At 70.1% G+C, this 13168-nt stretch carries 15 protein-coding genes; 9 read left to right on the forward strand and 6 right to left on the reverse strand.

Translation table 11 applies throughout. From position 1 onward, the window contains the following. Together ACFU97_RS42940 and ACFU97_RS42945 are read right to left on the reverse strand one after the other, a co-directional pair. A partial coding sequence (locus tag ACFU97_RS42940) for a histidine kinase dimerization/phospho-acceptor domain-containing protein (RefSeq protein WP_384267905.1) occupies nucleotides 1–1063 on the reverse strand: 1063 nt, incomplete at its 3' end. A 9-nt stretch (nucleotides 1064–1072) separates the two neighbouring features. Next, nucleotides 1073–1759 (reverse strand): response regulator transcription factor, encoded by a 687-nt coding sequence (locus ACFU97_RS42945; protein ID WP_384267908.1) that lies wholly within the window; start codon nucleotides 1757–1759, stop codon nucleotides 1073–1075. Nucleotides 1760–2046: 287 nt separating this feature from the next. Here ACFU97_RS42945 and ACFU97_RS42950 point away from each other — a divergent pair, with 287 nt between their 5' ends. The 8 genes from ACFU97_RS42950 to ACFU97_RS42985 all read left to right on the forward strand — a co-directional run bounded on the left by ACFU97_RS42950 (nucleotide 2047) and on the right by ACFU97_RS42985 (nucleotide 8431). Further along, entirely contained in the window at nucleotides 2047–2823 is a 777-nt protein-coding gene (locus ACFU97_RS42950) for an amino acid ABC transporter ATP-binding protein (protein WP_384267910.1), read from the forward strand. An 83-nt stretch (nucleotides 2824–2906) separates the two neighbouring features. After that, entirely contained in the window at nucleotides 2907–3749 is an 843-nt protein-coding gene (locus ACFU97_RS42955; protein ID WP_384267913.1) for a glutamate ABC transporter substrate-binding protein, read from the forward strand. Nucleotides 3750–3876: 127 nt separating this feature from the next. After that, nucleotides 3877–4542, forward strand: coding sequence for an amino acid ABC transporter permease (locus ACFU97_RS42960; RefSeq protein ID WP_384267915.1), 666 nt, complete (start codon nucleotides 3877–3879; stop codon nucleotides 4540–4542). Continuing rightward, nucleotides 4539–5438, forward strand: a complete 900-nt coding sequence (locus ACFU97_RS42965; RefSeq protein WP_384267916.1) for an amino acid ABC transporter permease — start codon at nucleotides 4539–4541, stop codon at nucleotides 5436–5438. Before ACFU97_RS42960 ends, ACFU97_RS42965 begins: the two co-directional genes overlap by 4 nt. A 191-nt stretch (nucleotides 5439–5629) precedes the next feature. Further along, nucleotides 5630–7231 (forward strand): FAD-dependent monooxygenase, encoded by a 1602-nt coding sequence (locus ACFU97_RS42970; RefSeq protein WP_384267919.1) that lies wholly within the window; start codon nucleotides 5630–5632, stop codon nucleotides 7229–7231. Between the two features lie 118 nt (nucleotides 7232–7349). Next, nucleotides 7350–7397, forward strand: coding sequence for a hypothetical protein (locus tag ACFU97_RS42975; protein ID WP_309506048.1), 48 nt, complete (start codon nucleotides 7350–7352; stop codon nucleotides 7395–7397). A gap of 75 nt (nucleotides 7398–7472) precedes the next feature. Then, nucleotides 7473–8021 (forward strand): cysteine dioxygenase, encoded by a 549-nt coding sequence (locus tag ACFU97_RS42980; RefSeq protein WP_384267921.1) that lies wholly within the window; start codon nucleotides 7473–7475, stop codon nucleotides 8019–8021. Continuing rightward, the gene (locus tag ACFU97_RS42985; RefSeq protein ID WP_384267923.1) at nucleotides 8018–8431 is read left to right on the forward strand and encodes a rhodanese-like domain-containing protein; all 414 of its coding nucleotides are present in this window, start codon (nucleotides 8018–8020) and stop codon (nucleotides 8429–8431) included. The genes ACFU97_RS42980 and ACFU97_RS42985 overlap by 4 nt, the downstream gene beginning before the upstream one ends. 64 nt (nucleotides 8432–8495) lie before the next feature. On the opposite strand, the gene recX is transcribed toward ACFU97_RS42985, so the two are convergent. Both recX and recA read right to left on the reverse strand, forming a co-directional pair. After that, entirely contained in the window at nucleotides 8496–9347 is an 852-nt protein-coding gene (recX, locus tag ACFU97_RS42990) for a recombination regulator RecX (protein ID WP_384267926.1), read from the reverse strand. 3 nt (nucleotides 9348–9350) lie between these two features. Continuing rightward, entirely contained in the window at nucleotides 9351–10475 is a 1125-nt protein-coding gene (gene recA / locus ACFU97_RS42995) for a recombinase RecA (protein ID WP_384267927.1), read from the reverse strand. Nucleotides 10476–10793: 318 nt separating this feature from the next. On the opposite strand from recA, the gene ACFU97_RS43000 reads away from it, so the two are divergent. Next, nucleotides 10794–11534, forward strand: coding sequence for a hypothetical protein (locus tag ACFU97_RS43000; protein WP_384267930.1), 741 nt, complete (start codon nucleotides 10794–10796; stop codon nucleotides 11532–11534). A gap of 42 nt (nucleotides 11535–11576) precedes the next feature. Here the strand turns inward: ACFU97_RS43000 and ACFU97_RS43005 are convergent, their stop codons facing one another. After that, nucleotides 11577–12899, reverse strand: a complete 1323-nt coding sequence (locus ACFU97_RS43005; protein ID WP_384267932.1) for an AI-2E family transporter — start codon at nucleotides 12897–12899, stop codon at nucleotides 11577–11579. Between the two features lie 60 nt (nucleotides 12900–12959). Further along, entirely contained in the window at nucleotides 12960–13154 is a 195-nt protein-coding gene (locus tag ACFU97_RS43010) for a DUF3046 domain-containing protein (RefSeq protein ID WP_384267934.1), read from the reverse strand. Between the last annotated feature and the right edge of the window lie 14 nt (nucleotides 13155–13168).

The raw sequence follows: 13168 nt of genomic DNA on the forward strand, positions 1-13168 counted from the left end.
CGGCCCGGGCGGTGGTCGCCGAGCAACTGCCCACCAGCCGCACGTCCTTGGCCTCGGCGGTCGGCGTCCAGGCCGCGACGCGCTCGGCGGTCAGCGCGCCGATGTCGGTGACCCGCAGATCGGCCTCGGTGTGCTCGGCCAGGGCCAGGTCGAGCAGGTCGTCGAGAACCTCCGCGAGGCGCTTGCCCTCGGTGCGGACCGATGCCACCTCCTCGCTGCCCTCCGGCAGTTCCAGCGCGAGCAGTTCGATACGCAGCAGCAGCGCGGCGAGCGGGTTGCGCAGCTGGTGCGAGGCGTCGGCGACGAAGGCGCGCTGCTGCTCCAGCACGTCCTCGACGTTGTCCGCCATCTCGTTGAACGACCGTGCCAGGCGCTGGAGTTCCGGCGGCCCGCCCGCGGCCGCGACGCGGGACTTCAGCCGGCCGCTCGCGATCGCGTGCGTGGTGGCGTCCAGCACCCGTACGGGCCGGAGCACCCAGCCGGTGAGCCGGAGCGCGGCGCCGACCGCGAGCAGCATCGCGGCGATCTCGCCCACGCCGATGATCAGCCAGCCGTGCAGGATCCGTGAGCGCAGCTGCCCGGTGGGCGAGTCGGTGACGACGACCGCGACGACGTCACCGTCCCGGATGACCGGCGAGGCGACGACCAGCCGGCCGCGCTGCCAGGGCCACACCTGCCGGGGGTCGTGGCTGCGGCGGCTGAGCAGCGCCTCGGCGAACGCCTCGCGCACCTCGCCCGTCTCCGGCAGGAAGAACGTCTGCGGCGCCTGGGCCATGGGGACGTCGGTACGGCAGAAGACGCCGGCCCTGATGCCGTAGACGCCGTAGTAGCTGGCCAGTTCGGTGGTGAGGGTGGCCAGGCGCTCGTCCGTGGACGTGCGCGTGGAGCTGCACGCGTCGGTGACGAACTGCGCGAGGGACGCGAACCGGGCCGTGTCGTCGATCCGGTCGACGACGACCTTCTGCTGCTGGGCCGCGGCCACGCTGACGGCGAGCGGGACGCCGAGCGCGAGCAGGACGGCCGCCATCAGGACGATGAGCAGCGGAAGCAGACGTGTACGCACCCGTGCAGGCTACGAAGCCGGGGCGACGAGCCGGTAACCGACGCCGCGCACGGTCTCGATCAGGGCCGGCATGCGCAGCTTGGCGCGCAGGGACGCGACGTGCACCTCCAGGGTGCGTCCGGTCCCCTCCCAGCTGGTGCGCCACACCTCGCTGATGATCTGCTCCCGGCGGAAGACGACCCCGGGCCGCTGCGCGAGCAGGGCGAGCAGATCGAACTCCTTGCGGGTCAGCTGGACGACCGAACCGTCCACGCTGACCTGCCGGGTGGGCAGCTCGATGAGCATCGCCCCCAGACGCAGGGCGTCGTCGCCGCCGCCCGCCGGGTCCTCGTGGGCGGTGCGCCGGCTGACGGCGTGGATGCGCGCGAGGAGCTCACCGGTGTCGTAGGGCTTCACCACGTAGTCGTCGGCGCCGAGGTTGAGGCCGTGGATGCGCGAGCGCACGTCCGAGCGGGCGGTGACCATGATCACCGGGGTGCTGGTTCGCTTGCGGATCTTGCTGCAGACCTCGTATCCGTCCTGGTCGGGCAGTCCGAGGTCGAGCAGGACGACGCCGAAGCCGTCGCCCTCCGGAACCAGCGCCTGAAGGGCTTCCTCGCCGCTGCGCGCGTGCGTGACGTCGAAACCGTGCCGGGCCAGAACCGCGGAAAGAGCGGCGGCCACATGGTTGTCGTCCTCGACGAGGAGCAGCCTCATCCCGTCCTCCTTCGCTTCATCGGCCGTACGGTCAGGATGCGTAAAAAGTGCGTGCACGCGCGCGCGTGCACCACCGCAGTCACGCTGATGGACGACGACGGCGTCAAGAGGGTTCCGGTTGCGCGCGGCTTCCGTTATCCGGCCGATACGCCCCCGCCGGGAACTGCTACGACACGTGTCCGATTGCTATCGGATCGTGATGCTCAGATTCCCCTCAGATGTAATGACGCTGGTCGTCGCGGGTTACTACTGTCCTCCGAAACCGAGGAGGACGGAGCCTGAGAGCGATGACCGAAGTATCGGTGGCCAAGGAAGACGTGGCCAGTGCAGGCGAGCTTGTCGTCCTGAAGAGCGTCAACAAGCACTTCGGCGCGTTGCACGTGCTGCAGGACATCGATCTGACGATCGCCCGCGGCGAGGTCGTCGTGGTCATCGGGCCCTCCGGGTCCGGCAAGTCCACCCTGTGCCGCACCATCAACCGGCTCGAGACCGTCGACTCGGGCTCGATCGCGATCGACGGCAAGCCGCTGCCCCAGGAGGGCAAGGAGCTGGCCCGGTTGCGCGCCGACGTCGGCATGGTCTTCCAGTCCTTCAACCTCTTCGCGCACAAGACCGTGCTCGAGAACGTGATGCTGGGCCAGATCAAGGTCCGCAAGGCCGACAAGAAGAAGGCCGAGGAGAAGGCCCGGGCCCTGCTGGACCGGGTCGGCGTGGCCACGCAGGCGGACAAGTACCCCGCGCAGCTCTCCGGCGGCCAGCAGCAGCGTGTCGCCATCGCGCGCGCCCTGGCCATGGACCCGAAGGTCATGCTCTTCGACGAGCCGACGTCCGCGCTCGACCCGGAGATGATCAACGAGGTCCTCGAGGTCATGCAGCAGCTCGCCCGGGACGGCATGACCATGATCGTCGTCACCCATGAGATGGGCTTCGCACGATCGGCTGCAAACCGTGTGGTCTTCATGGCGGACGGCCGGATCGTCGAAGAGGCTGCGCCCGACCAGTTCTTCAGCAATCCGCGCAGCGACCGCGCCAAGGACTTCCTGTCGAAGATCCTTCACCACTGACGTCCGGTCCGCCGCGCCCAGCCACCGCCGGCCGCTGTCACCACGCCGGCTCTCGTCTCTTCACCACCCAAAGGATGTTCACCATGAAGCTCCGCAAGGTCACCGCCGCCTCGGCCGCCGTCCTCGCCCTCGCCGTGGCCGCCACGGCGTGCGGGTCCAGTGACAACAACAAGGACAGCGGGTCGTCCGGTGGCGGAAACAAGATCAAGATCGGCATCAAGTACGACCAGCCCGGCCTCGGTCTGAAGGAGCCCAACGGCACCTTCTCCGGCTTCGACGTGGACGTGGCCACGTACGTCGCCGGCAAGCTCGGCTACAAGCCCTCGCAGATCGAGTGGGTCGAGACCAAGAGCGCCGACCGTGAGAACGCCCTGGCCCGCGGCGACGTGAAGTTCATCGCAGCCACGTACTCGATCACCGACGAGCGCAAGCAGAAGGTCGACTTCGCGGGTCCCTACTTCCTGGCCCACCAGGACCTGCTGGTGAAGAAGGACTCCGACATCACCAAGGGCACGGACCTCAACGGCAAGAACCTGTGCTCCGTGACAGGCTCCACCTCGGCGCAGAACGTCCAGAAGTCGATTGCGCCCAAGGCCAACCTCAAGGAGAACAGCGGCTACTCGGAGTGCATCGCGAGCCTCCAGAGCGGTGCCGTGGACGCGCTGACCACCGACGACTCGATCCTCGCGGGCTACGCCGCGCAGGACAAGTACAAGGGCCAGTTCAAGCTCGCCGGGCTCAAGCTCAGCAACGAGAACTACGGCATCGGCGTGAAGAAGGGTGACTCCGCGACCCTGAAGAAGATCAACGACGCCCTGACGACCATGGTCAGCGACGGCACCTGGAAGAAGGACGTCGAGAAGAACTTCGGCCCGGCCAACTACAAGTACGAGCCCGCCCCGAAGATCGGCCAGATCGTCCAGTAAGCAGGGCGAGGGCTCCGGCCCAGGGCCACCGCAGGGTTTCACAGGGGCGCGCCGCCGCCCGCCGCGATCACGGCGGCGGCGCGCCACGCCCTCCTCGTACGCCACCCACCCGGAAGCGCGGGAGATCGTGTTCGACTTTCTTCAAGGTTATGACGTCCTGGGGGCGTTCTGGATGACGGTGAAGCTCACCGTCCTCTCCGCCGTGGGCTCCCTGATCTGGGGCACCCTGCTGGCCGCGATGCGGGTCAGCCCGGTCCCGCTCATGCGCGGATTCGGCACCGTCTACGTCAACATCGTCCGGAACATCCCCCTGACGGTCATCATCGTCTTCACCTCGCTCGGCCTCGCCGACATCTTCGGTGTGACGCTGGGCGCCTCCGACTTCAAGATCCAGGGCTTCCGACTGGCGGTGCTCGGCCTCACCGCCTACCACGCGGCCTTCGTCTGCGAGGCGCTGCGTTCCGGCATCAACACCGTGCCCCTGGGGCAGGCGGAGGCGGCCAGGGCCATCGGGCTGAACTTCAGCCAGACGCTCCGGCTCATCGTGCTGCCGCAGGCGTTCCGTTCGGTGATCGGCCCGCTGGCCAACGTCCTGATCGCACTGACCAAGAACACCACCGTGGCGGCAGCGATCGGCGTGGCCGAGGCCGCCTACCTGATGAAGACGATGATCGAGAACGAGGCCCAGACGCTGCTCATCGGCGCGGTCTTCGCCTTCGGCTTCGTCGTACTGACCCTGCCGACCGGCCTGATCCTAGGCTGGCTCGGCAAGCGACTGGCGGTGAAGCGATGAGCTCCGTCCTCTACGACACCCCCGGCCCCCGGGCCAAGCGGCGCAACGTCGCTCTCTCGGTCGTCTTCATCCTCCTGCTCGCTCTCGTGGCGTGGTGGGTGTGGCAGACCATGGACGACAAGGGCCAGCTGAAATGGTCCCTCTGGCAGCCGTTCACGACCTCCGAGGCGTGGACGACCTATCTGCTGCCGGGCCTCATGGACACCCTGAAGGCCGCCGCGCTCTCGATGGTCATCGCGCTGCCGCTGGGTGCCTTCTTCGGTATCGCGCGCATGTCCGAGCACCGCTGGGTCCGCGGACCGGCCGCCGTCGTGGTCGAGTTCTTCCGCTCGATCCCGGTTCTGCTCCTGATGCTGTTCGCCAACGAGTTCTACGCCCGCTCGACCAACGTCGGCACCGAGGACCGGCCGCTGTACGCGGTCGTCACCGGCCTGGTGCTCTACAACGCCTCGGTCCTCGCCGAGATCGTCCGGGCCGGCATCCTCGCACTCCCCAAGGGCCAGACGGAGGCGGCGTACGCGATCGGTCTGCGCAAGAACCAGACGATGACCAGCATCCTGCTCCCGCAGGCCGTGACCGCCATGCTGCCGGCCATCGTCAGCCAGCTCGTGGTCATCGTGAAGGACACGGCGCTCGGCGGCGTGATGATCGGCTACACGGAGCTTCTCAACGCACGCAGCACGCTGGCCGCCAACTACGCCAACGTGATCCAGAGCTTCGTCGTGGTGGCGATCATCTTCATCATCGTCAACTTCCTCCTCACCAGCTTCGCCAGCTGGCTGGAAGGCAGGCTGCGGCGCAGCAAGCGGAGCACGGGCGCGGTCCTGGGGGCCGACGACGTGGATGACATCAATGCCGGCGAGCTCGGCGGCGCTCCGTTGGCCGGGGGCCGCTGATCACTGCAGCCTGATGATCAGTCAAGTGGCATGAACGGCGCACGGAGGCAGTGGCATGATCGCCACTGCCTCCGTCGCTTGACGCAAACCTCGCCAATGGGTTGCATACGTTCTGTGATCGTGCACCCTGCTCCAACCCTCTGTTCACATGCGTCCGCGAGGACTTCGCCGCGGGCAGGGGGCGCCGCGCCGTGGACCCGGTGATCATCGTCGGAGCGGGGCCCGTCGGGCTCACGCTCGCCCTGGCGCTGGCCCGTCAGGACGTGCCCGCCGTCGTGCTGGACGAGGGCCCCGGCAAGGACGAGCAGCGTCCCGCCCGCACCGTGGTCCTGCGTGAGGAGGCCGCCGCGCTGATGGAGCGGCTGACGGCCATGCCGCTCTCTCGGGAGGGCGCCCACTGGGCCGCATGGCGGTCCGTACGGCGCAAGCAGGTGATGCGCGAGGTCACGTTCGGCGACGCCGAGCCCTCGCCGCTGCACATCGCCCAGCACGTCCTGACCGGCGCCCTGCGCGAGGCCCTGGCCGCGGAGCGCCTGGTCCAGGTCGTCACGGACAGCCGCCTCGACGGCGTCGAGCAGGAGACCTCCGGGGTCACCGCGCACACCCGCGGCCCCAAGGGCACGTACTGGCGCGGCAGTTACCTGGTCGGCTGCGACGGCCCGCGCTCCACCGTGCGCAAGCTCCTGGACATCCGCTTCCCCGGCCGTACGGCGGTGGAGCGACACGCCGTGGCCACGCTGCGCACGGAACTTCCGTGGCCGGACGAGGCGTTGCTCCATCGGATGCCGCCGTGGCGGACGTCCGGGCCCTCGGCCGCGGAGGTGACCGCCCGCCCCCTCCCGGACGACGTGTGGCGCCTGGACTGGCTGCTGCCGCCGGGCAAGGACCTGGTCACGCCCGAGCTGCTGCTGGCGCGCGTCCGGGAGACGCTCGGCGGCTGGTCGGGCGGCTCCGCGCCGGCGTACGAACTGCTCGACACCGGCGTGCACACCGTCCATCACCGGCTGGCCCGGCGGTGGCGGGTCGGCCGGGTCTTCCTCGCCGGGGACGCGGCGCACCTGCTCGGCGCGCTGGGCACGCAAGGGCTCGACGAAGGGCTCAGGGACGCCGACAATCTGGCCTGGAAGCTGGCGCTTACCTGGCATCACGGACCGCACGAGGCCCTGCTCGACAGCTATCAGGCGGAGCGGCGCGGGATCGTCGCCGCCCGGCTGCGCGCCGCCGACCAGGTGCTGCCGCTGCTGCGCGGCGGAGGAGGGCTGCGCGCGTACGTGCCCGGCTCGGCCCGCGGCCACGACGCGCTGCTCACGGACGGTCACCTGGGGCGCGGTGCGCTCGGTGCGCCGGGGGCGTACGACCACTCGCCGCTGGCGCCCCGGCATCTGGAGGCTGAGGTCCCGGTGGACACGGCGCCCGGCGCCGCGGTCGCCGATGTGCGCGTCACCGCGGAGGACGGTTCCTTCGTGCAGCTGAGGGATCGGCTCGGGCGCGGTGCCCTGCTGGTGGTGCTGGTCGCGCCGGGTACGGGCGTGTGGGCGCGTAAGCACTGGGTGAGCGCCGGCATCATGCCGCGGCTGGCGGCCGCCGTCGCCGCGCTGCCGCACCACGCCGAGCTGCTGGTCGCCGAGAGCTACCCCGGCGCGGCCCCGCACACGGTGCTGCTGGTGCGGCCCGACGGCCACCTGGTCACGGCGCTGGGCGGCGTGCGCCCGGCCGACCTGTACGCGGCGGCGGAAGCCACGCTCGGCGGGCCGGCGAAGGAGGAGGCCACGGCCGGCTCGGCGGCGAAGTGACCGTACTCACCGTCACCCTGTGGTCCATATAGTGACGGTGAGTTGACCGCTCCGCACCGACGATGGTGTACTCCGGATCGTGACCGACACCTTTACGCGCCTGTGGCGGAGGGTCCATATGGACCTCGTCCGCTATGCGGGCTGCGTGTGTCGCCCGTCCTGCTGAATTCGCATCCCTTTTTCCCGCGCGCGCCTCAGTGCTTCCGCGCGCCCCCTCGCGAACTCTTCAGGACGGTGTCCCGTGTCTGTCTCCTCCCCTGCGCCCTCTTCTCCCCCTGCCTCCGCGCCCGCCGCCCAGGGCCCGACCCAGGCGGACCTCCTCGACTTCGTACGGCGTACGGCCGCCGACGCCGAGCTGATCGCCTCGCTCCCCCTCGACCCGGAGGGCCGCACCTGGGTGCGCCTGGAGGGACCCGGTGGCAGCGAGGCCTGGCTGATCGGCTGGCCGCCCGGCACGGGCACCGGCTGGCACGACCACGCCGAATCCGTCGGCGCCTTCCTGACGGCGGCCGGTGAGCTCAAGGAGAACTCGCTCGCCGCCCGGCTGCCCGCCGACGGCTGGAGGACGCTGGAACTCAACGACGGAGTCGACCGGGAGCGCCGGCTGCCGGCCGGCCGGGGGCGCGCCTTCGGCCGGCACCATGTGCACGAGGTGCTCAACGAGTCCGCCGAACGGCATGCGATCTCTGTCCACGCCTACTATCCGCCCCTGCCGCAGATCCGCCGCTACAGTCGCGTGGGCCAAGTGCTCCGGCTGGAGCAGGTCGAGCGCCCGGAGGACTGGCAGTGAGCGAGACGGCGAACGGCACGGGCGAACGGCCCGTCGGCATCGACGAGTTGCTTCAGCGGGTGCGCCAGGACTACGAGCGGATCGAGCCCGGCGAGGCGTACGACGCCGCCGAGGCCGGCGAGGCGCTCCTCGTCGACATCCGCTATGCCGCCCTGCGCGAGCGGGACGGCGTGATCCCCGGTGCTCTCGTCGTCGAGCGCAACGAACTGGAGTGGCGCCTCGACCCGCAGGGCAGCCACCGTCTGCCCGAGGCCACCGGTCATGAGGTGCGGGTCGTGGTGATCTGCAACGAGGGCTACGCGTCGAGCCTCGCGGCGGCGTCCCTGCACCGGTTGGGGCTCGCCCGGGCGACCGATCTGGTCGGCGGGTTCCAGGCGTGGAAGGCGGCGGGGTTGCCGGTGACGGCGTAGGCGCGCAGGGCTTGTCGCGGTGGAAGCGCAGGGAGCGAAGAGCTCCCGCCGTGCCGGACCCGCGTCAGAACCCCTCGTCCCCGAGGAACTCCGTGTCCTCGCCCTCTTCCTCCAATGCCTGCCGTACCACCCGCAGGGCCATGCCCTGGGGGTAGCCCTTGCGGGCGAGCATGCCCGCGAGGCGGCGCAGCCGCTTGTCGCGGTCGAGGCCGCGTGTGGCCCGCAGCTTGCGCTCGACGAGGTCGCGCGCGGTCGCCTCTTCCTGCTCCGAGTCGAGCTGCGAGACGGCCTCATCGATCAGCGTCGAGTCGACGCCCTTGGTCCGCAGCTCCTGGGCCAGGGCCCGTCTCGCCAGGCCGCGGCCGTGGTGCCGGGACTCCACCCAGGCGTCGGCGAACGCACTGTCGTTGATCAGCCCGACCTCCTCGAACCGCGACAGCACCTCCTCCGCGGCGTCGTCCGGGATCTCCCGCTTGCGCAAGGCGTCCGCGAGCTGCTTGCGCGTACGTGGGGTCCCGGTGAGCAGACGCAGGCAGATCGCCCGTGCCCGCTCCACCGGGTCCCCTGAGGACTCCTCCTGCTCGGCCCTCGACGAGGAGGAGGAGCCCCCGTCCTGACCGCCCTGATCGGACGCCTCGTCGCGACGCCGCCGGCGGCGACCGCGGGAGCCGCCGGCGCCTCGGGCTCCGTCACGAGCCCCACCGCCCCGGCGAGAGCGGCCACGGGACGAGCCGAAGCCCTCCGGCGCCCCGTCGCCACGCCACTCCCCGCCACCCGGCCCGTCGTCGTACGAGCCTTCGCCGCCGTACGAGCCGTCGTCACCGAACGGCCCGGCGGATCCCCCGTCGTCCCCGCCGATGCGCTCACGCGCGGCGTCCTGGTAGGCGTACTCGGCCCAGTCGGTTCGCCGTGTCATGCGTCAGCTCTTGGCAGCCGGAGCCTTGGCCTTCGCCGCCTTGGCCGCCGGGGCGGGCACCGACTTCGCGGCGTCGTCCGCGGTGGCCGAAACGGCGGCGTCCGCGCCGGGCTCCGCGGCCGGCTTCTCCGGACGCACACCGACGCCCAGCTTCTCCTTGATCTTCTTCTCGATCTCGTTGGCCAGGTCGGGGTTGTCCTTGAGGAAGTTGCGCGCGTTCTCCTTGCCCTGGCCGAGCTGGTCGCCCTCGTACGTGTACCAGGCGCCGGCCTTGCGGACGAAGCCGTGCTCCACGCCCATGTCGATCAGGCCGCCCTCGCGGCTGATGCCCTGGCCGTAGAGGATGTCGAACTCGGCCTGCTTGAAGGGCGGCGCGACCTTGTTCTTGACGACCTTCGTGCGGGTGCGGTTGCCGACCGCCTCCGTGCCGTCCTTCAGGGTCTCGATGCGGCGGATGTCGATGCGCACCGAGGCGTAGAACTTCAGCGCCCGGCCACCGGTCGTGGTCTCCGGGGAGCCGAACATCACGCCGATCTTCTCGCGGAGCTGGTTGATGAAGATCGCGGTGGTCTTGGACTGGTTGAGCGCACTGGTGATCTTCCGCAGCGCCTGGCTCATCAGACGGGCCTGCAGACCGACGTGGCTGTCGCCCATCTCGCCCTCGATCTCCGCGCGCGGGACGAGCGCGGCGACGGAGTCGATGACGATGAGGTCGAGGGCGCCGGAGCGGACCAGCATGTCCACGATCTCCAGGGCCTGCTCGCCGTTGTCCGGCTGGGAGAGGATCAGGTTGTCGATGTCGACGCCGAGCTTCTTCGCGTACTCGGGGTCGAGGGCGTGCTCCGCGTCCACGAAGGCGACCTGGCCGCCCGCCTTCTGCGCGTTCGCCACCGCGTGCAGGGTCAGGGTCGTCTTGCCGGACGACTCCGGACCGTAGATCTCGACGACGCGGCCGCGCGGCAGGCCGCCGACGCCCAGGGCCACGTCGAGCGCGGTCGACCCGGTCGGGATGACCTCGATGGGCTCCATCGACCGCTCGCCCATGCGCATGACCGCGCCCTTGCCGAATTGCCGTTCAATCTGTGCGAGAGCGGCATCAAGGGCCTTCTCGCGGTCGGTTCCTGCCATGGGTTCCACCCGATTTGCTTGAGTCGATCGCTTCACGTCAAAGACGCTAACGCCTGCCACTGACAATGCGCCCCGACGCCCGTCCGGCCTGTGGATAACTCGGGTACTTCTCCTCCTGAACCGGGTCGAACCACCCGTCGAGAACCTCACCGGAGTCTCCATAAGAATGGATGTTCGATTTTCGTGTCAAGCGCACCACGCGGCACAGCGGGACTGTGTCCGCGCGGAGTTGGTGCCTCGCGCTACTTCCCATGGTGTATGGCGGGTGTCTTCGGCGGGACGACGACGGGGCGTGGGCGCTCTCGCGAGGCTGAGGGCATGGAGACCCGGAAGAGCACCAGAACCGCCTACGCCGTCGGCCTCGTCCTGATCCTCTCCGGCCTCGTGCATCTGGCGGTGTTCGCCGTCGACGGCGGCCCCTGGTACGGGCCCGTCTCCTGGCGCAAGCCCGTCACCTTCGGGCTGTCCTTCGGGGCGACGCTGATCGCGGTCGCCTGGGTGACGTCGTATCTGCGCATCGGCGCGCGGCTACGGGCCCTGCTGCTCGCCGTGTTCACCGCCGACTGCGTCGTGGAGGTCGGCGGCATCACCCTGCAGGCATGGCGCCGAGTGCCCTCGCACCTCGACATGGAGACGCCCTTCGACACCGCGGTGTCGATGATGCTCGCGGTGGGCGGCGGCGTCCTCGTGGTGCTGCTCACCGTGTTCGCCGTCGCCTCGTTCCGGCACCGGCCCACGGGTCCCGCGGGGATGGCCCTCGCGGTCCGTTCCGGCTTCGCGATCCTGCTGGTGGGGCTCGCCTCGGGCGCCGCGATGATCGCGCGCGGTGTCGTGCTCACCCGGACCGGGCACCAGGAGGCGGCGTACCACTCGACGGCCCCGCTCAAGCCGCTGCACGGGGTCAGCCTGCACGCGGTCCTGGTCCTGCCGGCACTGACCTGGCTGCTGTCCCGCACGTCCTGGAGCGAGCCGGTCCGGCGGCGGATCGTGGCGGCGGCGACCGGTTGCTACGTGGTGGCCGTCATCGGCGCCGGGGTGTGGGCGGTACTCACGTACTGAGCGGGCCGTCCCAGCGCCTCGGCGCCGCAGCACCTCAGCGCCTCAGGAGGAGCCCTGCCCCGGCTCGCGCGAGTCCTGCGGCTCTCCTGGCTCGCGCGAGTCCCGCGGCTCCCGCGACTCGTCCCCCGGTTCCCCCGTCGCCGCCGGCCGCCGCCCCCACAGCAGCTTCGCGCGCGTGAGCAGTCCCGTCCCCGGTCCACCTCGCCGGTGCCCGTGGACCCGGGGGTCATCGGTGACCGCGTACCGCTTCACGTACGCTCCCAGGAACGCCTGCAGTGTGGCGACCGCCGGGATGGCGATCAGCGCGCCGACGGCACCGAGGAGAGCGGTGCCGGCGATGACCGAGCCGAAGGCGACGGCCGGGTGGATGTCGACGGTCTTCGAGGTCAGCTTGGGCTGGAGCATGTAGTTCTCGAACTGCTGGTAGACCACGACGAAGATCAGCACCCACAGCGCGTACCAGGGATCCACGGTGAACGCGATCAGCATGGGCAGGGCACCCGCCAGGTAGGTGCCGATGGTCGGGATGAACTGCGAGACCAGGCCCACCCAGACGCCGAGCACGGGCGCGTACGGGACGCCCAGGATCTGCAGCAGGATGTAGTGGGCTATGCCGGAGATCAGCGCCATCAGGCCGCGCGAGTAGATGTAGCCGCCGGTCTTGTTGACGGCGATCTCCCACGCGCGCAGCACCTCGGCCTGCCGCGCGGGCGGCAGCACGGAGCAGATCGTCCGCCGCAGCCGGGGGCCGTCGGCGGCGAAGTAGAACGAGAACAGGGCGATCGTCAGCAGTTGGAAGAGACCGCCGAGGACCTGGGCGGACACGTCCAGCACGCCGGTGGCGCTGTGCTGCACGTAGTTGCGCAGCCAGTCGGAGCGGAGCAGGCCCTCCTGGACGTCCACGCTCTTGAGGTCGGTGTGGAAGTGGGTGTTGATCCAGTTGATGACGGAGTCGAGGTAGTCCGGGAAGTCCTCGACGATCTTGACGATCTGGCCCGCGAGCATGGAGCCGAGCAGGATGACGAATCCCGCGGACACGATCATCACGGCGACGAAGACGATGCCGGCGGCCAGCCCCCTGCGCATCCCGCGCGAGGCCATCCAGCTCACCGCGGGTTCTATGGCGAGGGCCAGGAAGAACGCGATGAGGATGTTGATCAGCAGGCCGGTGAGCTGGTGGAAGGCCCACGTGCCCAGCTGGAAGGCGGCGTAGAGACCGAGGACGAGCACCACCGCGCGCGGCAGCCAGCGCGGCATGCCGACGCCCGGCCCGGTGGCCGGGTCGGCCGGGGGCCGGCCGGGCGGCGTCGTGCCGAACGGGGATGCCTGCCGGGACGTCCGCCCGGTCTCGTCAGTGGGTGCCACGGATCAAGTCTCGCCCACCGGTCCGACAATCAACTGCCGTCCTGCGATCTTCGTGACCTATCAGTGCTTCTCCCGCGGCACGTCCATGACGGTGCAGACCACGCGCCAGACCTCCTTGGCGTCCCAGCCCGCGTCCAGCGCGTCGTGCACCGTGCGGCCGCCGAGCTCCGCCATCACGTGGTCGCGCGCGAAGGTGTCGGCGTACCCCGAACCGAAGTGATCCGCCATCCGCTGCCAGAAGACCGTCAACCGCATGACACCAGTATCCC

Source organism: Streptomyces sp. NPDC057616 (assembly GCF_042800575.1).
In the GTDB taxonomy this organism is placed as follows: domain Bacteria; phylum Actinomycetota; class Actinomycetes; order Streptomycetales; family Streptomycetaceae; genus Streptomyces.